The sequence below is a fragment of the Brevundimonas sp. Root608 genome, from assembly GCF_001427825.1.
Lineage (GTDB): Bacteria > Pseudomonadota > Alphaproteobacteria > Caulobacterales > Caulobacteraceae > Brevundimonas.
The window spans coordinates 642,197-660,919 of the sequence record NZ_LMGT01000001.1; the positions used below are offsets into that span (position 1 = coordinate 642,197).

An 18,723-nucleotide genomic window follows, 5' to 3' on the forward strand; every position below is an offset into this window, starting at 1 on the left:
CGGATGACCACGACCGCCTGGACCGAGACGGATCGCCTAGCGGCCCTCAAATCCTATGACATCCTCGATTCAGAACGTGAGCCCGCGTTTGACGACATCACGGCCCTGGTGGCCCGGCTGTGCGACGCCCCGATCGCCGTGGTCAACCTGATCGACGCCGACCGGCAATGGTTCAAGTCCGAGGTCGGCCTGGGCGTGCGCGAGACGCCGCTGGAAACCTCCTTCTGTCGCCACGCCCTGTTGGAACAGGACCGGCTGGTCGTCCCGGACGCGACGCAGGACCCGCGGTTCGCCTGCAATCCCTTGGTGACGGCGCCCCAGGGCCTGAAATTCTACGCCGGCGTCCTGCTGAAGGACGAGTCCGGCCTGCCGCTCGGCACGCTGTGCGTGCTGGACGCCCGGCCACGGCCCGAGGGGTTGACGCCGCTCCAGACCGAGGCGCTGGAGGTGCTGGCCCGCCAGGTGATGAATCTGCTGAACCTGCGCAAGGCGCTGGCGGCGGGCCGTCGCGCCGACGCGGATCTGGTGACGACCGCCGCCGCCCTCGCGGAAAGCGAGGCCCGGTTCCGCGCCATCGCCGACTCCATGCCGCAGATGGTCTGGTCAACGCAGCCGGACGGCTTCCACGACTACTACAATGCGCGCTGGTACGAATTCACCGGCGTGCCCGCGGGATCGACTGACGGCGAGGGCTGGAACGGCATGTTCCATCCCGACGATCAGGCGCGGGCCTGGGCCCGGTGGAGCCATTCGCTGGAAACCGGCGAACCTTACGAGATCGAATACCGGTTGCGGCGCGCCGACGGCGTCTATCGCTGGACGCTGGGCCGCGCCTCGCCGATCCGCAACGACAAGGGCGAGATCACGCGCTGGTTCGGCACCTGCACGGACATCGAGGATCTCAAGCGGATGGTCGATTCCAAGGACCTGCTGAGCCAGGAGCTGAGCCATCGCATCAAGAACATCTTCGCCGTCGTCTCGGCCCTGATCGCCCTGTCCGCGCGCCAGTTCCCCGAGGCGAAGGCGTTCGCGGCGGCGGTGCGGACGCGCATCAACGCCCTCGCCCGGGCGCATGAGTTCGTCCGGCCGCATACGGACGCCTCGCGTCCCACCGTGGGGACGATGACGCTGCATGCCTTCCTCAACGACCTGTTCAAGCCCTATGCGGCGCTTGATGGCCGGATGCGGGTGTCGGTGACCGGCAACGACGCCGTGTTCGACGACCAGGCCGCCACCTCGGTGGCCCTGCTGTTCCACGAACTGGCCACCAACGCCGCGAAATACGGGGCCCTGTCCGCCGAGGACGGGACGGTCACCCTGGACACGCGCACCGAGGGGGACCGGTTCATCCTGGTGTGGGAAGAGCGGGGCGGGCCGCCGGTCGGGGGCGAGCCGACGCGGGTGGGGTTCGGCTCCTCGCTGGCCACCCTGTCGGTCGAAAACCAGCTCGGCGGGCGTCTGGAACGCGTATGGGCGCCGGAGGGACTGCGCGTGACCGCCGACCTGCCGGCCACCGCCCTGTCACGACGCCGCGCTGCACAAATTGTCGCATAACCGCGATTCGTCGCAACCGCCATCGGCGGGTCGCGTTGATTTAACCAGTTAGTCCGTACGGTTACGGACGGCCGAACGAGATTGAAACGTCTGAACACCGATGAGTGCGCGTATCCTTGTCATTGAAGACGAAGCCTTGGTGGCCATGGAGCTGCGCTTCGTCCTGGAAGATCTCGGCCATGAAGTGGTCGGGACCGCGGCCGACGCGCAGACCGCGCTCCGCCTGGTTCACGAGACTGACGTCGATCTCGCCCTCGTTGACATCCATCTGTCCGACGGTCCGACCGGAATCGAACTGGGTCGCGAGCTCGGACAGAAATTGGGCGTGACCGTTCTGTTCATGACCGCCAACCCCGGCATGGTGCGCAGCGGCGTGGCCGGCACGATCGGCGTGCTGTCCAAGCCGACCGACGAGCGCGCCGTGCAGACGGCGGTCGACTACGCCCTGCGCCGCCGGGCCGGACGGCCGGTCGAATACGCGCCGCCTGAACTGCAGTTGTTCGGCTGACGCCGGCTACCAGACGCCGATCTTTTCCGCCTGTTTGTGCGAAATGGGCTGGTGCGCCTTCGCGTGGTCTTCCTCGGCGAGGAAGCGGACGGCTTCCAGAGCCGCCATGCATCCCATGCCGGCGGCGGTGACGGCCTGGCGGTAGATGTCGTCGGTCACGTCGCCCGCGGCCCAGACGCCTTCGATGGCCGTGGCCGTCGTGCCAGGTTTCACTACCAGATAGCCGCCCTGCTTGGTTTCCAGCTGGCCGGCGAACAGTTCCGACGACGGCGCATGACCGATGGCGATGAAGACCCCGTCCGCCGACAGGTCGCGGGTTTCCCCCGTCCTGACGTTCTTGAGCCGGGCCCCGGTGACGTTGACCCCGCCCATGGCGTTGGTCTCGCCCAGAATCTCGTCGATGGCGTTGTCCCAGACGACCTCGACCTTCGGGTTCGAGAACAGCCGGTCCTGCAGGATGCGCTCGGCCCGGAACTCGTCGCGGCGGTGCACGACGGTGACCTTCGAGGCGAAATTGGTCAGGAACAGCGCCTCCTCGACCGCGGTGTTGCCGCCGCCGACCACGATCACGTCCTTGCCGCGGTAGAAGAAGCCGTCGCAGGTGGCGCAGGCGGAGACGCCGAAGCCCTGGTATCTGGCCTCGCTCTCCAGCCCCAGCCATTTGGCCTGGGCGCCGGTGGAGATGATCACCGTTTCGGCCAGCATCTCCGTCCCGGAATCCAGCGTCAGGCGGAAGGGCCGTTGCGACAGGTCCGCCTTGACCACGATGTCCTCGATGATCTCGGTCCCGACGTGTTCGGCCTGGGCGCGCATCTGCTCCATCAGCCAGGGGCCCTGGATGACGTCGGCGAAGCCGGGATAGTTTTCGACATCGGTCGTGATGGTCAGCTGCCCGCCGGGCTGCAGGCCGGCGATGACGACGGGCTTCAGCATGGCGCGCGCGGCGTAGATGGCCGCGGTCCAGCCGGCGGGGCCGGAGCCGATGATGGCGACGCGGACGGTTCTCAAGGTGCTCATGCCCCTATTTAGGCGCTGATTCCGTCTCGCGCGATGGTAGGTTCCGACTGTTCACAGGTGTGATGGAGGGGACGATATGGAAGGCCGCAGTTTCATCGGGGTGGGATTGGCGATCGGCATCGCCGTGGGCACAGCCATCGGCATAGCCATGGACAATCTGGCGATCGGCATCGGTATGGGCGTGGCCATCGGGATGGGGCTGGGCGTGGCCCTGGACGCCGCCCAGCAGAAGAAGGCCGGGGGCGCGGAGCGCGATCGCCGGAATGACGGCTCGAACGCCGGTGTCTATGGCTCGGACGGCGGGCGCAGCAAGGATGACGGTTCGGACGGGAACGGCTCCGACGGCGGCTCGGACGGGGGCGGCGGAGACGGCGGCGGGGGAGGCGACTAGGCGCGCTTCATCCGCTCGAGCACGGTTCGCGCCGCGCGCGCGGTCTCGTCCAACGGCGCATAGGTCCAGGCTTCCAGCGTCCCGTCGAACGGCCGAGCCGCGCCGTGCGCATGCAGGTCGGCGTGCAGGCGAGCGAACTTGTCCGCCGGCTTCAGCGGGATCATCGGCAGGATGTGCACCGGCTTGCCGGTCGAGGCCGCCTCGGCCGCCATATTGGCGCTGTCCTCTGTGACCAGCACATGGTCGGCCTGGTCGAGGAAGGCGAAATAGGGGTTCGCGCCCGCGCCGTCCCAGATCAGGCCCGGCAGACGGGCCAGCCGTTCCATCATCGCCGCCTTCGCCGTCCCGGGGGTGCGGCGCGAGAAGGTCAGCATCAATGAGCCGTCCGTCGCCTCGACCGCCCTGGCGATCCGGTCGGCGAGATCGGCGGCATGGGCGTCGGTGAGGTCGAAGGCCCTGGAACGCCCCCCGATCAGCGCCGCGACACGGGGATGGGGCAGGGCGGCCAGCTGGTCCGCGAAGGTGGCCGAGCCCTCGGCGAGCCGGTCGGGCGTGACGCGATGCGGCGATCCGGTGATCGACAGCACGTTCGGGCCTTCGACCGGGTCATGGGCGGGGGCGACGATCAGGTCATAGGCGGCGTTGCGCCAGCGGGGGTCCTGGGTCTGGACCACGAAGGTCCGCCCTCCCGAGGCCGCCCGGACGCGGGCGGATATCGGCAGGGTGGCGCGCCCGGTGGCGATCCACAGGTCAGGCCAGGCCTCGCCCGCGGCCGGTTCCGTGGGATCGGAGGACAGGTCCAGCATCCACGACGTCTTCATGGCCGAGGGCAGCTTGTCGAAAGCGGCCCGCCAGCGGATGCGTTTGACGGTGATGTCGGATGGAAAAAGGCGCTGGACGGCTTCCGCCAGACCCAGCGCCTGATTTTCCATGCCGGCGCGGCCGTCGGAGACGACCCAGACGGAGAGCGGGGGCTGGTCTGCCCCTACTTCCACTCGACCTTGAGGATTTCGTAGGCCTTGACGCCGCCGGGGGTGTTCACCTCGACCACGTCGCCGACTTCCTTGGAGATCAGCGAACGGGCGATCGGCGAGGCGACGGAAACCTTGCCCGCCTTCACATCGGCTTCGTGCTCGCCGACGATCTGGTAGCGGCTCTCCTCCTCGGTGTCCTCGTCGACCACGGTGACCGTGGCGCCGAACATGACCTGGTCGCCGTTCAGCTTGGAGACGTCGATGACCTGGGCGCGGCTGATCTTGTCCTCGATGTCGGCGATCTGGCCTTCGATCCAGCCCTGCCGCTCCTTGGCCGCATGATACTCGGCGTTTTCAGACAGATCGCCATGCTCGCGCGCTTCCGAGATGGCCGAGATCACGCTCGGCCGCTCCACGGACTTCAATTGCTTCAGCTGATCGTCGAGGACACGGTAGCCCTCGGCCGTCATCGGCACTTTTTCCATATGTCGTGAATTTCTGAGCTATCGCCCGACTAGAGGTTGGTGACGCCAAGGGTCGCTGGGCGCTCGCGACCGGCCCAAGAGGGTAGGGCGCCCGGCCTCAAGGTTCAAGAGGCAAGACGTTTCCGACAGATTGTCGTTATGTGACAGCCTTGCGGCGACGCTCGCGAATCTGCTGGATGCTGCCCCACAGTTTCACCCTGCCGACGAGGCTCCAGGCCAGCCAGGCGACGGCGGCCAGGCCCAGGGCCATGAACAGGCTGGACAGCAGAACGACGCCCGCCGCCATGAAGGCGAGGATGAAGGCGACGGCGGCCACAAGGGCGGCGATGACTTGAACGGTTCTCGGGCGCATGGAGCGATTAACGTTTGTGCGGAACGAGGGTTGCGCCCTTTCCAGCCTCCCGCCCGGTTCAGGAGCGGTTGTGGCGCCCATGCCATCGTCTCACGTGTAGCTGTACGGCCCGCCCCGTTCGAGCGCCCGCTGGTACGCCGGCCGCGCGTGGATGGCTTGGAGGAAGGCCTTCAGCCGGGGCTTGTCGGCGCCGTAGCCCATTCGCGACCCCGCCGCTTCGACCGGGAAGCTCATCATGATGTCGGCCGCCGAGAAGGCGTCGCCCGCGAACCAGGCTGACCGCGTCAGCTCGGCCTCCCAGTACGCGGTGTGCGCCGCCAGCTGCGGGTCGATCATATTGGCGTTCATGGCCTTGCTGATCCCCCGGGCCACGCCGCGCGCCAGGAAGGGCGCGCGTTTCGGAATGGCGCTGAAAATCAGCTTCAGCAGCAGGGGTGTCATCGCCGAGCCCTCGGCATAGTGCAGCCAGTAGGTGAAGCGCCGCGCGGCCTCCGTACCGGGCGCCGGGCGCAGGCCGGACTCGGGATGGGTCTCCAGCAGATATTCGATGATCGCCCCGGTTTCGGCCAAGCGGGCGTCGCCGTCGTCCAGCACCGGCGACTTGCCCAAGGGGTGGATGGCCTTCAGCTCCGGCGGGGCCAGCATGGTCTTCGGGTCGCGCTGGTACCGCTTGACCTCATAGGGAAGGCCCAGCTCCTCCAGCAGCCACAGCACGCGCTGGGACCGGGAATCGTTGAGGTGATGGACGGTGATCATGGCGTCGGCTCCGTTTGGCCGGCGCAGTGAACGCGGTTGACGCCGCGTCGGTCCAGCGGATTCAGACGCGCCGACCGCTCCAGCGCTGGCGAGGGTGGGCCTTTCCGGCCTGCGGACGCTCCGGATGTTTCCCCGCCTGCCGCTGTTCCCACAGCTGGAAGGCCAGTGTGGCGAGGGCCAGCTTGCCGGCGTGGCGGCCAGCCATGCGCCGTCCGCCCTTGCTGAGCAGCAGGCCGCCGATCAGGGTCGCGAGCTTGGGAATGGGCATGAGGCTCTCCGGTTCGGAGGTGAAACGGACAGCGTCGGGAACGGTTCAGGCCCGGCTCAGCCTTTCGGCATCAGGGCCCGGGCCGAGACCACCATGGCCTCGACTCCGGTCGTGACCGACGGGCGGGGATCGATGCGGAACAGGGGCGAGTGATGGCCCGGCGCGGCGTCCACCTGATCGGCGGGCGTGCCGCCGACGCTGAAATACACCCCCTTCACGCCAGTTTCGGGGGTGACGAACCAGGCGAAATCCTCGGCCCCCATGCCGGTGCGGTCGACATCCACCACGCGGTCGGCCCCCATGGCCGCGCCGACGGCGGCTCGCAGGCGGGCGGCGGTGGCGGCGTCGTTGATGGTCGCGGGCGTGGTTTCGGTGGTCGAGCGAACCACGGTGGGGAGCCTGTCCTCGGGCACGCCCAGCGCCAGGGCCGTGCCGCGCGCGACGCGGTCGATCCCGTCCAGCAGGGCCAGGCGCGTCTCCGGATTGTCGGCGCGGACGGTCAGCTGCATGTCGACCCGGTCGGAGATGATGTTGTGCTTGATGCCGCCGTGGATGGCCCCGACGGTGACGATCGCGCCTTCCAGAGGGTTGATGCTGCGGCTGGGCAGGGTCTGCAGGTTCATCACGATGGCCGAGGCCACCACGATCGGGTCGATCCCCATGTGCGGATAGGCCCCGTGCGTGCCCACCCCGTGGACGGCGATGTCGACGCTGTCCGAGCTTGACGAGGTGATGCCCAGCGGCAGGTCGATCAGGCCGTTGGCCAGATCCGCCGACACGTGGAAGGCCAGGGCGTAATCGGGCTTGGGGAAACGGGAATAGAGGCCGTCCTGGACCATGGCCCGGGCGCCGAAGATGCGTTCCTCGGCCGGCTGGGCGATCAGGACCAGGGTGCCGGACCAGTCCGCGCGCCGCGCCATCATCTGGCGGGCCGTGCCGATCAGGGCGGTGATGTGAACATCGTGGCCGCAGGCGTGCATGACCGGCTTCTCGACGCCGTCGCTGTCGACCTGTTTGACGGTGGAGGCGTTGGCCAGGCCCGACTGTTCGCTCAGCGGCAGGCCGTCCATGTCGGCGCGGATCATGACCGTGGGGCCGTCGCCGTTGCGCAGCACCGCGACCACGCCCGTGCCGCCGACGCCGGTGGTGACGTCATAGCCGAGCGCGGTCAGCTGGGCGGCCATGATGCCGGAGGTGCGGACCTCCATCCCCGACAGTTCGGGATTGCGGTGGAAGTCGTCGAACAGGGCGCCGAGGTTGGCGTCATAGTCGCGCGCCACGGCCAGCCGGAGGTCGTCGTCCTGTTGCGCATGGGCCGGGCCGAACGCCAGCAGGGCCAGCGCGGCCGTTGTTGCAGGAAGTCGCATCATTTGCCCCGTCATGAACGACCGGAGCTTGGTCCGCGCATCGGAGGTTGGCAACGCAAAAGGGGCGGGCGCGCCGCCGCGCGACTGTTGAGTTCGCCAGCGGTTTCGCCCAAACCCGACGCATGGACACGCCCGAGCCCCGCCTGACCTCTCTGGCCCACGGAGGCGGCTGCGGCTGCAAGCTGGCTCCGACGGTGCTGCAGGATATCCTCAAGGGCGTCCCTCAGACGGCCCCCTTCGCCGACCTGATGGTCGGGAACGAGACCAGCGACGACGCGGCCGTCTGGCGGCTGAACGACGATCAGGCTCTGGTCGCCACCACCGACTTCTTCATGCCCATGGTCGACGACCCGTTCCACTTCGGGCAGATCGCCGCGACCAACGCCCTGTCCGACGTCTACGCCATGGGCGGGCGTCCGATCCTCGCCCTGGCCATCCTCGGCATGCCGGTGAATGTGCTGTCGCCCCGGACCATCGGCCGCGTGCTCCAGGGCGGCGCCGCCGCCTGCGCCGCGGCGGGCATTCCCGTCGCCGGCGGCCACTCGATCGACAGCGTCGAGCCGATCTACGGACTGGCGGTCATCGGCCTCGTCCGCCCCGATCAGGTCCTGACCAACCGCGGCGCGCGTCCCGGCGACGTCCTGCTGCTGACCAAATCCCTCGGTGTCGGGGTCCTCAGCGCCGCCTTCAAACAGGACCGGCTGGACAAGGAGGGCTATCGCCTCCTCAAGGAGACGACCACCCGGCTGAACAGCTTCGGCGCCGAGCTCGCCGGGCGCGCCGGGGTTCACGCGGTCACCGACGTCACCGGCTTCGGCCTGCTCGGCCATGCGCTCGAGATGGCGCGCGGCGCGGGGGCGACGGTCGAGCTGACGTCCCGCCCGCCTGTCCTCGGCGACGCGCTACGGCTGCTGGAGGAGGGCGTGCGCACCGGAGCCTCGGCCCGCAACTGGGCCGCCTACGGCCACGAGGTCGACGGGCTCGAAGCCGGCGTGGTCCGCGACCTCCTGACCGATCCGCAAACCTCGGGCGGCCTGCTGATCGCCGTCGCCGAGGCTGAGGTTTCCGCCCTGCAGGCCCTCGCCCGGATAAACGGCTGCGGCGCCCTCCCTGTCGGCCGCGTCGTCGACGGCCCGGCCCGGGTGCAGGTCGTCGCATGATCCGGCGCACCGTCGAGCTGTGTCACCGGTCGCGCGACGCCTTCGACGCCATCATCGACGTGCGCAGCCCGGCCGAGTTCGCCCTCGACCACATCCCCGGGGCCATCAACCTGCCGGTGCTGGACGACGAACAGCGCGCCGCGGTCGGCACGGAATACGTCCAAGGCTCCAAATTCCTCGCCCGCCGCGCCGGCGCGGCCATGGTGGCCCGCAACATCGCCGCGCATCTTGAGGGCGCGCTGGCCGACCGCACCGGAAGCTTCCAGCCGCTGGTCTACTGCTGGCGCGGCGGGCAGAGGTCCCACGCCATGGCCACGGTGATGGATCAGGTCGGCTGGCCGGTCGCGGTCGTGCACGACGGCTATCAGGCCTGGCGGCGGCAGGTGACGGCGGCCCTGTACGACCAGCCCGTCCCGCATCGGCTGGTGCTGCTGGACGGCCCCACCGGCTCGGGCAAGACGGCGCTGCTGACGGCGCTGGCCGAACGGGGCGCGCAAACCCTGGATCTGGAGGCCCTCGCCGCCCACCGGGGCTCGCTGTTCGGCGCCATGCCCGGCGGCCAGCCGTCGCAGAAGGCCTTCGAGACCCGGCTGCACGACGCCCTCGATCGCCTCGATCCCGCCCGACCGGTCGTCGCCGAGGCCGAGAGCAGCAAGATCGGCGCGCGCGTCATTCCGCCGTCGCTATGGGCCGCGATGTCCCCCGCCCCCGTCTTCGAACTGGCCGCGCCCCTGTCCGCGCGCATCGCCCACATCGTCGAACACTACGCCGGCATCGCCGCCGATCCCGCCGCCCTCGACCAGGCCCTGACCCGCCTGCCTCGCCACCACGCGAAAGCGGCGATCGCGGAATGGCGCGGGATGGCGGCGCGTGGCGAGATCGACGAACTGGCTGCGGCCCTGATCGAGGCCCACTACGATCCCGCCTATCAGCGCACGACGCAGACCCGGAACCGGGCGGTGCTGGAACGGATCGCGATGACGGATCTGACGCCGGACGGACTGGCGGATACGGCGCGGCGCATCATGACGGCCCTCGACGCCTGACGCGGGCCGCCCTAGCTTCTCCGGATGACCCGTTCGCGCACCGCCGCCCTCTTCTCCTCGCTGAGCCTGTGGGTGCTGGCCGCCCTTGTCGGGGGACTGGCCGCCGGCGCCGCCGCCCAGACGTACGGCATTCCCGGTGGAACCGGCACGGTCGCCCTCGTCGAGGGCCTGGGCCAGCTGTGGCTCAACGCCCTGCGGATGACCATCATACCCCTGGTCTTCAGCCTGCTGGTGACCGGGATCGCCTCCATCGCCGACGCGGCCGCGACCGGGCGGCTGGCGCTCAGGACCATGATCGTCTTCGCCCTGCTGCTGCTGGGCGCGACGGTCTACGGCGTCCTCGCCTCCCTGGGCCTGCACGCGATCTGGCCGATCGATCCCGAGGGCGGCCGGCTGCTGCTGGCGGGCGCCGTAGGCGACGAGGCCGTGCGCCAGAACCTCGGCGGCGGCGGGTTTTCCGCCTTCCTGACCAGCCTGGCTCCGGCCAATCCGATCCGCGCGGCCGCCGACGACGCCATCCTCGGCATCGTGGTGTTCGCCATCGTCTTCGGCTTCGCCACCACCCGGCTGAGCGCGCGCCTGCGCCAGCCGCTGACCGTCTTCTTCGAGGCCGTCTCGGAGACGATGATCGTCATCGTCCACTGGGTGCTGCGCGCCGCCCCGTTCGGGGTCTTCGCCCTGTCGCTGGGCGTGGGCCTGAGGGCGGGACTGGGGGCCGCCGGGGTGCTGGGCCACTACATCGCCATCGTGTCGCTGGCCCTGATCGGCCTGATCCTGCTGACCTATGTGGTGGCCGTCGTCTTCGGCCGGGTCACGCTCGGCCGCTTCGCCCGCGCGGCCGCGCCGGCCCAGGTCGTGGCCTTCTCGACCCAGTCGTCGCTGGCCTGTCTGCCGGTGATGGTCGAGCGGGCGATCGACCGGCTCGGCGTCTCCGCGGCGACGGCCGGTCTGGTTCTGCCGCTGGCGGTTGCGGTGTTCCGCATCACCTCGACGGTCGCCAATCTGGCCGTCTGCATCTACGTCGCCCACCTGTACGGCATCGCCCTGACCCCCGGCGTGCTGTTCGCGGGCGCCGTCGCGGCCCTGGCGATCAGCGTCGGCACCGTGGGCCTGCCGGGCCAGGTTTCCTTCTTCGCCTCCATCGCCCCCATCGCCCTGGCCATGGGCCTGCCGCTGGATGTCCTGCCCCTGCTGCTTGCGGTCGAGGTCGTGCCCGACATCTTCCGCACCATCGGCAACGTCACCGCCGACCTCACGGCGGCGCGGATCGTCGAGGGCCGGGACGCGATCGCAGATCCGGAGGCGGCGTCGGGGATCTAGGGCAGAAGCAGCCAGAACACGGCTGCGACGCCGAACAGATGCGCGACGATCACGGCGCCCAGAAGGGTCCGGAACGGCTCCTTGCGCGTCTTGTGACGCAGGAGATGCTGCCCCGCCCACGCGCCCACGCCGCCGAACAGGGCGACCAGCAAAAGGGTGCTCTCCCGAACCCGCAGCCATGGTCGCGGGCCCGGGTCTTGTCGAACCAGAACAGGCCGAAGGCCACCAGTTCAGCGGCCAGCAGGATCAGCGAGACGCCGGTCACGCCGTTCAGTGGGCGTAGTCCTGGATCGGCCGCACATCCAGCTCGCCGGCCTTGATCGCCCCGATGGCCTGGGCCGCCGCCAGCGCCCCCGCCGTCGTCGTGTAATAGGGCATCTTCATCATCAGGGCCGTGCGCCGCAGGCTGAAGCTGTCCAGCAGCGCCTGCTTGCCCTCGGTGGTGTTGAAGACCAGCTGGACCTCGCCGTTCTTCATCGCGTCGACGATGTTGGGACGGCCCTCCAGCACCTTCTTCACATGACCGACGGGCAGGCCCTGTTCGGTCAGATACGCATGCGTCCCGCCGGTGGCGACGATGCTGAAGCCCTCGGCCAGCAGCGTCTTCACCGCCTCGACGATGAAGGGCTTGTCGCCGTCCTTGACGCTGACGAAGGCGCAGCCGGCCGTGGGCAGGGTGGTGCCGCCGCCGATCTGGCTCTTGGCGAAGGCGCGGGCGAAGGCGGGGGCCATGTCGGCCTCGCCGTCGCGCTTCCAGTCCAGACCCATGACCTCGCCGGTCGAGCGCATCTCGGGGCCCAGGATGGTGTCGACCCCGGCGAAGCGGGCGAACGGGAAGACGGCTTCCTTGACCGCGATATGGTCGTACGGGACGTCCTTCAGACCGAAGGATTTCAGCGGCACGCCGGCCATGACCTTGGCGGCGATGGCGGCGATGGGCTGGCCGATGGTCTTGGCCACGAAGGGCGCCGTGCGGCTGGCGCGGGGGTTCACCTCCAGCACGAAGATGCGCGGGTTAGCGCTGTGCGGCTCCTCGATGGCGAACTGGACGTTCATCAGGCCGCGCACCTTCAGGGCGCGGGCCATGGCCTCGGTCTGGCGCTTCAGCTCGGCGACGATCTCCGCCGACAGGGAAAAGGGCGGCATGGAGCAGGCGCTGTCGCCCGAGTGGACGCCGGCTTCCTCGATGTGCTCCAGCACCCCGGCGACGAAGACCGTCTCGTCGTCGCACAGGGCGTCGACGTCGACCTCGGTGGCGCGGTTGAGATAGTGGTCGATCAGCACCGGATCGTCGCCCGACACCCGCATGGCCTCGCCGACGTAGCGGTCCAGCTGTTCGCGGTCGTGGACGATGACCATGCCGCGCCCGCCCAGCACGTATGAGGGGCGCAGCACGACGGGGTAGCCGACCTCGTCCGCCTTGTCGGCGGCCTCCTGGGCCGAGCGGGCGAGGCCGTTGGGCGGCTGCATCAGGCCGATGTCGTGCAGCATGACCTGGAACCGCTCGCGGTCCTCGGCCAGGTCGATGGAGTCGAGGCTGGTGCCGAGGATCGGCACCCCGTCCTCGTGCAGCGCATGGGCCAGCTTCAGCGGCGTCTGGCCGCCGAACTGGACGACGACGCCGATCAGGTTTCCGGTCGAGCGCTCGACCTCGATCAGCTCCAGCACGTCCTCGGCCGTCAGGGGCTCGAAATACAGCCGGTCCGAGGTGTCGTAGTCGGTCGAGACCGTCTCGGGGTTGCAGTTGACCATGATCGACTCGACGCCGATGTCGGCGAAGGCGAACGCCGCGTGACAGCAGCAGTAATCGAACTCGATGCCTTGCCCGATGCGGTTCGGCCCGCCGCCGAGGATGATGGCCTTCTTGCGGTCGGTCGGATGGGACTCGCACTGCGGGACCTGACCCAGGGCGCCGGTCTCATAGGTCGAATACATATAGGCGGTGGCGCTGGCGAACTCGGCCGCGCAGGTGTCGATGCGCTTGAACACCGGGCGGACGTTGAGGCCGCGGCGAGCCTTGCGCACGGCGGCCTCGGTCGTATCCGTCAGCTGGGCCAGGCGGGCGTCCGAGAAGCCCTTGGACTTCAGCTTGCGGAAGTCGGTGGGTTCAGTCGGCAACCCCTTGACCCGAATATGCCCTTCTTCCCGCACGATGTCGGCGATCTGGCGCAGGAACCAGGGCTCGTACGAGCAGGCGGCGTTGACCTCCTCGACCGACAGGCCGTGGCGGAAGGCCTGGGCGATGACGAGAATGCGGTCCGGCGTCGGCTGGCCCAGCGCCCGCACCACGGCGGCGCGGGCCGAGGCCTCGTCGTCGACGTCGACGACGCCGTCGATCTCGATCTCGTTGAAGCCGGTCAGGCCGGTCTCGAGCCCGCGCAAGGCCTTCTGCATCGACTCCTGGAAGGTCCGGCCGATGGCCATGACCTCGCCGACCGACTTCATCGAGGTCGACAGGGTCGCCTCGGCGCCGGGGTATTTCTCGAAGGCGAAGCGCGGGATCTTGGTGACGACATAGTCGATGCTCGGCTCGAACGACGCCGGCGTGACCATGGTGATGTCGTTGGTCAGTTCGTCGAGCGTGTAGCCGACGGCCAGACGGGCCGCGACCTTGGCGATCGGGAAGCCGGTGGCCTTGGACGCCAGCGCCGAGGACCGCGACACGCGCGGGTTCATCTCGATCACGACCATGCGGCCGTCCGCGGGATTGATCGCCCACTGGACGTTCGATCCGCCCGTCTCGACGCCGATCTCGCGCAGGACGTTGATCGAGCCCGTGCGCATGCGCTGGTACTCTTTATCGGTCAGCGTCAGGGCGGGGGCGACGGTGATGGAGTCGCCGGTGTGCACCCCCATCGGGTCGATGTTCTCGATGGAGCAGATGATGATGCAGTTGTCCGCCTTGTCGCGGACGACCTCCATCTCATACTCCTTCCAGCCCAGCACGCTTTCCTCGACCAGCACCTCGGTGGTCGGCGACAGGTCCAGACCGCGCTCGACGATCTCGCGGTATTCCTCGACATTGTAGGCGATGCCGCCGCCGGTGCCGGCCAGGGTGAAGGACGGGCGGACGATGGCTGGCAGGCCGACGAAGGCCAGGGCGTCCTCGGCTTCGTCGATGTGGTGGATGGCCTTGGAACGGGGGCTTTCGAGACCCAGCTTGTCCATGGCGTCGCGGAATTTCTGGCGGTCCTCGGCCTTGTCGATGACGTCGGCTTTCGCCCCGATCATCTCCACGCCCCATTTCTTCAGCGCGCCCGAGGCGTCCAGCGCCAGCGCCGTGTTCAGCGCCGTCTGGCCGCCCATGGTCGGCAGCAGGGCGTCGGGCCGCTCCTTGGCGATGATGCGCTCGACGAACTCCGGCGTGATCGGCTCGATATAGGTGGCGTCGGCCACCTCCGGGTCGGTCATGATGGTGGCGGGGTTGGAGTTGACCAGGATGACCCGGTAGCCCTCGGCCTTCAGCGCCTTGCACGCCTGGACGCCGGAATAGTCGAACTCGCACGCCTGACCGATCACGATCGGCCCGGCGCCGATAATGAGGATCGACTGGATGTCCGTACGTTTGGGCATCTCAGCCTCCGTTCAGTTCGTCACGACCGCGCACTCCCAGCCGTCGTAATCCAGCTGGAAGGCCGCGGCCCAGGATTGCATCATGGCCGAGACCGGGGCGAAGGACGCCTCGTCCACGGCCATCGTCGTCTCGAGGATGGTGGCGTCGTCCTGACCCCGGGTCAGAAAGCCGGCCCGCCGCGCGACCTCGTTCAGATCGTCGTGGTCCCCTTCGCCGTAGAAGTAAAACAGCGTGTGCCGCGGCGTGATCCCGCTGTCGCCATGGGCCGCCAGCGAGGCGCGCACCATGGCGTCGCGGTCTTCGTGGGGGACGGCGGAGTCTGACACGGGGGGCGGGCTCCTTGCGCGCGCGGCCTCAGGCGGCGGCGGGGCGCCGGCGCGGGTCGGTCGGGTTGTCGGTCAAGCGGCCCGTCTAAAGACGGGGGGAGGCGGTGGCAAGGCCGCGGGGCCGTCGCCGGCATGAAAAAGGGGGCGGCCCTCGCGAGCCGCCCCCTTCGTCTTGTTCCGGACCGTCTTTAGAACGGGCGGTAGTTCAGGCCGATGAAGAAGCGACGGCCATAGGGGTCGAAGTTGGAATACAGCGTCTGGCCCAGGGCCGGGGACTGTTCCGCATCGAAGGCGTTCACGACGCCCGCACGCATCGACAGGGTGTCGTTGACGTTATAGCGGAGCGTGAAGTCGTGACGGGTGAAGTTGCCGGTGTCGTAGTACTGGCTCTCACGGTTCTCGATGTTGACCACCTGATCGCGGTTGCGCGCGATGTTGTTGGCCGACTGCCAGTCCGCGGTCCAGTTCACGCTCCACACGTCGTTCGGCGTGTAGGTCAGCGAGGAGGTGAAGCGGACGTTCGGATAGAACAGGTTGCCGCGGCTGCTGGTGAAGGCGTTCGGGTTGGCCGGGTCGAGGAAGTTCTCCTGCTCGATCAGCCACGAGCCGGCGATCTTGTAGTCCAGACGGCCCCAGTCGCGGCCCGTCATCTCTTCGAGATCGAGGCGGTAGCGGGCGGTGAAGTCCAGACCACGGGTGGTCAGGGCGGCGTAGTTGCCGGCGCCCTCGATGAAGCCGCCGATCGGGTCGTTCGCCGGAGCGCCCAGACCGAACGGGATGCCCGGGTTGTTGCGGAAGATGACCGAGCAGGCCGAGGCGTTCAGCGCCGCTCCGTTGACGCAGTTGTTCGCCGCGGTCTGGGCCGAGATGAAGGCGATCACGTCGGTGATCTCGATCTCGTAGTAGTCGAGCACCAGGCTGAAGTTCGGAATGAACCGGGGCTGCAGCACCGTCGAGAAGGTGAACGATTCCGACTGTTCCGGCGTCAGGAACGGGTTGCCGCCGGTCACGCCCGAGACGCCGCCCGAATAGATCGGGTTGAAGTCGTCGGTGTTGGTCGCGGTGTTGCCGTTGAAGTCGAACGTCCGGCCCTGCTGGGCGGCGAGGGCCGTGCAGTTGGCGACCCGGTTGGCCCGGATGTCGGCCGGCTGCAGGATGATGTTCGCCGTGGCGCAGGGATCAACGAAGCCGTTCGCGAACGTCTCGCCCAGGGGCGAGAAATTCTCGCCCAGGTCCGGCGCGCGGAACGAGGTGTTGAAGCTGGTCTTGAACGTGATGTCCTGGATCGGACGGTAGATCAGGTTCACGCCGTAGACGTCGCCATGGCCGGCCGTCGTGTAATCGAAGTACCGGTAGGAGCCGCTCAGCTCGGCGTACTCGCCCAGCCAGCTGTCGCGGAACAGCGGCAGCGACAGTTCAGCGAAGCCTTCGTCGCTCTTGTACTCGGCGCCCGGGAAGTCCGGACCGCCGTTGAGGAACAGGACGCGACCGGCGGCGCCGGCGTCGCGGCCGATGGCCTCGGTGTATTCGCGGCGGTGCTCAAGGCCCAGCGCGACGCCGATCGGGCCTGCGCCCCAGAAGTCCCACAGCTGACCGGCGACGGTCGCGATGGCGTCTTCCTGCTCGTTGCGCTCGGTGTAGGTGATCGAGGCGTTGATGTAGTCGCGCGCCTCCTGGCTCTGATTGCCGCGGCCGAAGATGTTGAGCGGCCGGCATTCGGCGACCGCTTCAGCGCCCACCGCCCCGTCGCGCAGATCGGCGTTGCCGAACCAGTAGTCGTCGACCACGCCGCCGGGGGTGGCGGCGATGAGGCGCGAGCGGCAGACGATGGCGCCCGGAGTGCCCAGAAGGCCGGCGGTGTCGCGCACGGCGTCGGACGCCAGCTGCACGCGCACTACGTCGGTGCCGGTTTCCGTCTCCGTCACATCGACCTGGCCGTAGGTGTAGGACAGGCTCCAGTCGATGTTCTTGATGAACCCGATCTGTTCGAAATCGCCTTCGAGGCCGACCACGTAGCGCTGCAGTTCGCGGTTGCTGATCTGGCTGCGATCTTCGCCGAACAGGGTGTGACGGGCGAAGGGCGCCGGGGCGACTCCCAGGACCGCGCCGGGCGTGGTGGCGGTCGGCGTGCCATAGATGGTGATCGTGTTGGTCTGGATCGCCGTCCGCAGGTTGGCGGGCAGGAAGGCGTTGTCCGCCAGGCTGACGCCGAAGATGTTGAAGCCATAAGCAGGCTGGACTTCGTTCGGGCCGACGATGCCGTCGCGGATGATGAAGTCGTAGAAGTCAGGCTGCGACGCGAAGACGGTGTCTTCGTTCACATATTTGGCTTCGGCGAAGGCCCGGACGTTCTCGGTCAGGCGGAAGTTGGCGCCGACCTGGTAGCGCTGGGACTCCGACTCCGGCACGCGGGTGATGGTGCTGAACTCGGCGGGGTTGTCGCCGTCGCCGCCGATGTTGTTCGGGCGGTTCGCCCCGGTCGCGCCGATGCGCTGGCCGAAGTCGGCCGCACGCGCGGTCGTGCCGTCGAACACGAAGGTTTTGCCCGGCTGGACCGAATAGCAGACCGTGCTGGTCACGAAGCCAGCGATGTTGCAGGTCTGGTACGGCACGTCCGGATCGTTCAGCGGGCTGGCCTGCTGATTGTTGCCCAGCGTCGTCTGACCCCAGCGCGGGCGCTGCAGCGTGACGTAGTTGCGGAAGATCTGGTTATCCAGGACACCGTCCATACGAGCCGCCGCGGGATCCGCGTCGACGCCGATCAGGCCGGCCGAGTCGCGAAGCCAGTCGATGTCCATCGAGTTGACGGGGTCGAGCTGCTCGTACTCGGCGAAGGCGTACAGGTTCAGACGATCGTCGAAGAAGTTGTGGCCAAGCAGGGCGGAGATACGCTTCGATGCTTCGCCGTCCTGGTTGATCATGCCGTAGTTGGCGTCGATCTCGAGACCTTCGAAATCCTTGCGCAGCACGAAGTTCAGCACGCCCGAAACGGCGTCGGCGCCGTAGACCGACGAGGCGCCGCCGGTGATGATCTCGACGTCCTGGATCAGGAGGCGCGGGATGGTGTCGACGTCAACCGCCAGCGAACCGCCCTGCGAGCCAACGTGGCGACGACCGTCGACCAGGGTCAGGGTGCGGCCCGCTCCGAGGGAGCGCAGGTTGGCGAAGGACAGGCCGCCGATGCCCAGGACACCCGTGGTGTCGGACGGAACCTGCGAGTTCGCCAGCGCGGGAATTGTGGCGAGATAGTCGATGACCGTCGACTGGCCGGTCGTCAGCAGTTCTTCGCGCGTGACCTGGATCAGCGGGGTCGGGGCGTTGACAGGGTCGCGACGGATGCGCGAGCCGGTGACGACGACTTCATCGAGTTGGGTCGACGCATCATCCTGCGCCTCGGTCACGGTGACGCCCGGCAGGGGGCTGGCGTCCTGAGGCGTGGCGGGCGCGGTCTGCGCCCAGACCGGGGCGGCGGACATCGCCATGACGCCGGCGAGCACCGTGGACGCCAGCAGGCGATTACGAATAACAGTCATATATGAACTCTCGGGGGGTGAGTTTAAGAAGACGGGCGCAGGCTTCCCTGTCGCGACGGCGGCCACAAACTCACCACACATATATCCGGGTC

General features: G+C 68.5%; 17 protein-coding genes. 6 read left to right on the forward strand and 11 right to left on the reverse strand.

The window, feature by feature from the left end:
• Positions 1-3 precede the first annotated feature (3 nt).
• Positions 4-1,554, forward strand: coding sequence for a PAS domain-containing protein (locus tag ASD59_RS02935; RefSeq protein WP_055828048.1), 1,551 nt, complete (start codon positions 4-6; stop codon positions 1,552-1,554).
• Positions 1,555-1,654: 100 nt separating this feature from the next.
• Positions 1,655-2,062, forward strand: a complete 408-nt coding sequence (locus ASD59_RS02940) for a response regulator (RefSeq protein ID WP_055828052.1) — start codon at positions 1,655-1,657, stop codon at positions 2,060-2,062.
• A gap of 6 nt (positions 2,063-2,068) precedes the next feature.
• Here ASD59_RS02940 and trxB read toward each other — a convergent pair whose 3' ends face one another.
• Complete coding sequence (gene trxB / locus ASD59_RS02945; RefSeq protein ID WP_055828055.1) at positions 2,069-3,079, reverse strand: thioredoxin-disulfide reductase; 1,011 nt, start codon at positions 3,077-3,079, stop codon at positions 2,069-2,071.
• A gap of 76 nt (positions 3,080-3,155) precedes the next feature.
• Between trxB and ASD59_RS14155 the strand changes: the two genes are divergently transcribed.
• The gene (locus ASD59_RS14155) at positions 3,156-3,470 is read left to right on the forward strand and encodes a hypothetical protein (RefSeq protein WP_055828058.1); all 315 of its coding nucleotides are present in this window, start codon (positions 3,156-3,158) and stop codon (positions 3,468-3,470) included.
• Here the strand turns inward: ASD59_RS14155 and ASD59_RS02955 are convergent.
• From ASD59_RS02955 to ASD59_RS02980, 6 genes are all read right to left on the reverse strand, one after another.
• Entirely contained in the window at positions 3,467-4,402 is a 936-nt protein-coding gene (locus tag ASD59_RS02955) for a mitochondrial fission ELM1 family protein (protein WP_082572372.1), read from the reverse strand. The genes ASD59_RS14155 and ASD59_RS02955 overlap by 4 nt on opposite strands.
• A gap of 53 nt (positions 4,403-4,455) precedes the next feature.
• Positions 4,456-4,929, reverse strand: a complete 474-nt coding sequence (greA, locus tag ASD59_RS02960) for a transcription elongation factor GreA (protein ID WP_055828064.1) — start codon at positions 4,927-4,929, stop codon at positions 4,456-4,458.
• A 136-nt stretch (positions 4,930-5,065) separates the two neighbouring features.
• Entirely contained in the window at positions 5,066-5,281 is a 216-nt protein-coding gene (locus tag ASD59_RS02965) for a hypothetical protein (RefSeq protein WP_055828067.1), read from the reverse strand.
• 90 nt (positions 5,282-5,371) lie between these two features.
• Positions 5,372-6,037, reverse strand: coding sequence for a glutathione S-transferase family protein (locus ASD59_RS02970; protein WP_055828070.1), 666 nt, complete (start codon positions 6,035-6,037; stop codon positions 5,372-5,374).
• 61 nt (positions 6,038-6,098) lie between these two features.
• Positions 6,099-6,305 carry a hypothetical protein gene (locus tag ASD59_RS02975; RefSeq protein ID WP_055828075.1) on the reverse strand — a complete coding sequence of 69 codons (207 nt, stop codon included), beginning with the start codon at positions 6,303-6,305 and terminating at the stop codon, positions 6,099-6,101.
• Between the two features lie 56 nt (positions 6,306-6,361).
• A complete protein-coding gene (locus tag ASD59_RS02980; RefSeq protein WP_235561703.1) occupies positions 6,362-7,672 on the reverse strand; it encodes an amidohydrolase in 1,311 nt (436 codons plus the stop codon).
• A gap of 122 nt (positions 7,673-7,794) precedes the next feature.
• Between ASD59_RS02980 and selD the strand changes: the two genes are divergently transcribed.
• Genes selD through ASD59_RS02995 form a run of 3 tightly spaced genes read left to right on the forward strand, consistent with a single transcriptional unit; the run spans position 7,795 to position 11,198 of the window.
• On the forward strand, positions 7,795-8,832 hold the full coding sequence (gene selD, locus ASD59_RS02985; RefSeq protein WP_055828081.1) for a selenide, water dikinase SelD: 1,038 nt from the start codon (positions 7,795-7,797) through the stop codon (positions 8,830-8,832).
• Positions 8,829-9,878 (forward strand): tRNA 2-selenouridine(34) synthase MnmH, encoded by a 1,050-nt coding sequence (gene mnmH, locus ASD59_RS02990; protein ID WP_055828084.1) that lies wholly within the window; start codon positions 8,829-8,831, stop codon positions 9,876-9,878. Before selD ends, mnmH begins: the two co-directional genes overlap by 4 nt.
• Before the next feature lie 24 nt (positions 9,879-9,902).
• Positions 9,903-11,198: a dicarboxylate/amino acid:cation symporter gene (locus ASD59_RS02995; RefSeq protein ID WP_055828087.1), complete on the forward strand. Its 1,296-nt coding sequence runs from the start codon at positions 9,903-9,905 to the stop codon at positions 11,196-11,198.
• On the opposite strand, the gene ASD59_RS03000 is transcribed toward ASD59_RS02995, so the two are convergent.
• From ASD59_RS03000 to ASD59_RS03015, 4 genes are all read right to left on the reverse strand, one after another.
• A complete protein-coding gene (locus ASD59_RS03000; protein WP_235561704.1) occupies positions 11,195-11,350 on the reverse strand; it encodes a DUF1294 domain-containing protein in 156 nt (51 codons plus the stop codon). The two genes, ASD59_RS02995 and ASD59_RS03000, sit on opposite strands and share 4 nt — an antisense overlap.
• A gap of 118 nt (positions 11,351-11,468) precedes the next feature.
• A complete protein-coding gene (carB, locus tag ASD59_RS03005) occupies positions 11,469-14,771 on the reverse strand; it encodes a carbamoyl-phosphate synthase large subunit (RefSeq protein WP_055828090.1) in 3,303 nt (1,100 codons plus the stop codon).
• A gap of 12 nt (positions 14,772-14,783) precedes the next feature.
• Positions 14,784-15,098, reverse strand: a complete 315-nt coding sequence (locus ASD59_RS03010) for a hypothetical protein (protein ID WP_235561705.1) — start codon at positions 15,096-15,098, stop codon at positions 14,784-14,786.
• Positions 15,099-15,286: 188 nt separating this feature from the next.
• Positions 15,287-18,631, reverse strand: coding sequence for a TonB-dependent receptor domain-containing protein (locus ASD59_RS03015; RefSeq protein WP_056621467.1), 3,345 nt, complete (start codon positions 18,629-18,631; stop codon positions 15,287-15,289).
• Positions 18,632-18,723 lie beyond the last annotated feature (92 nt).

What these genes read in the sequence shown, in the direction of transcription:
- ASD59_RS02935 (WP_055828048.1), top strand. Translation starts at nt 4, where the DNA reads ATGACCACGACCGCCTGGACCGAGACGGATCGCCTAGCGGCCCTCAAA.
- ASD59_RS02940 (WP_055828052.1), top strand. Translation starts at nt 1,655, where the DNA reads ATGAGTGCGCGTATCCTTGTCATTGAAGACGAAGCCTTGGTGGCCATG.
- trxB (WP_055828055.1), bottom strand. Translation starts at nt 3,079, where the DNA reads ATGAGCACCTTGAGAACCGTCCGCGTCGCCATCATCGGCTCCGGCCCC.
- ASD59_RS14155 (WP_055828058.1), top strand. Translation starts at nt 3,156, where the DNA reads ATGGAAGGCCGCAGTTTCATCGGGGTGGGATTGGCGATCGGCATCGCC.
- ASD59_RS02955 (WP_082572372.1), bottom strand. Translation starts at nt 4,402, where the DNA reads ATGGAAAATCAGGCGCTGGGTCTGGCGGAAGCCGTCCAGCGCCTTTTT.
- greA (WP_055828064.1), bottom strand. Translation starts at nt 4,929, where the DNA reads ATGGAAAAAGTGCCGATGACGGCCGAGGGCTACCGTGTCCTCGACGAT.
- ASD59_RS02965 (WP_055828067.1), bottom strand. Translation starts at nt 5,281, where the DNA reads ATGCGCCCGAGAACCGTTCAAGTCATCGCCGCCCTTGTGGCCGCCGTC.
- ASD59_RS02970 (WP_055828070.1), bottom strand. Translation starts at nt 6,037, where the DNA reads ATGATCACCGTCCATCACCTCAACGATTCCCGGTCCCAGCGCGTGCTG.
- ASD59_RS02975 (WP_055828075.1), bottom strand. Translation starts at nt 6,305, where the DNA reads ATGCCCATTCCCAAGCTCGCGACCCTGATCGGCGGCCTGCTGCTCAGC.
- ASD59_RS02980 (WP_235561703.1), bottom strand. Translation starts at nt 7,672, where the DNA reads ATGCGACTTCCTGCAACAACGGCCGCGCTGGCCCTGCTGGCGTTCGGC.
- selD (WP_055828081.1), top strand. Translation starts at nt 7,795, where the DNA reads ATGGACACGCCCGAGCCCCGCCTGACCTCTCTGGCCCACGGAGGCGGC.
- mnmH (WP_055828084.1), top strand. Translation starts at nt 8,829, where the DNA reads ATGATCCGGCGCACCGTCGAGCTGTGTCACCGGTCGCGCGACGCCTTC.
- ASD59_RS02995 (WP_055828087.1), top strand. Translation starts at nt 9,903, where the DNA reads ATGACCCGTTCGCGCACCGCCGCCCTCTTCTCCTCGCTGAGCCTGTGG.
- carB (WP_055828090.1), bottom strand. Translation starts at nt 14,771, where the DNA reads ATGCCCAAACGTACGGACATCCAGTCGATCCTCATTATCGGCGCCGGG.
- ASD59_RS03015 (WP_056621467.1), bottom strand. Translation starts at nt 18,631, where the DNA reads ATGACTGTTATTCGTAATCGCCTGCTGGCGTCCACGGTGCTCGCCGGC.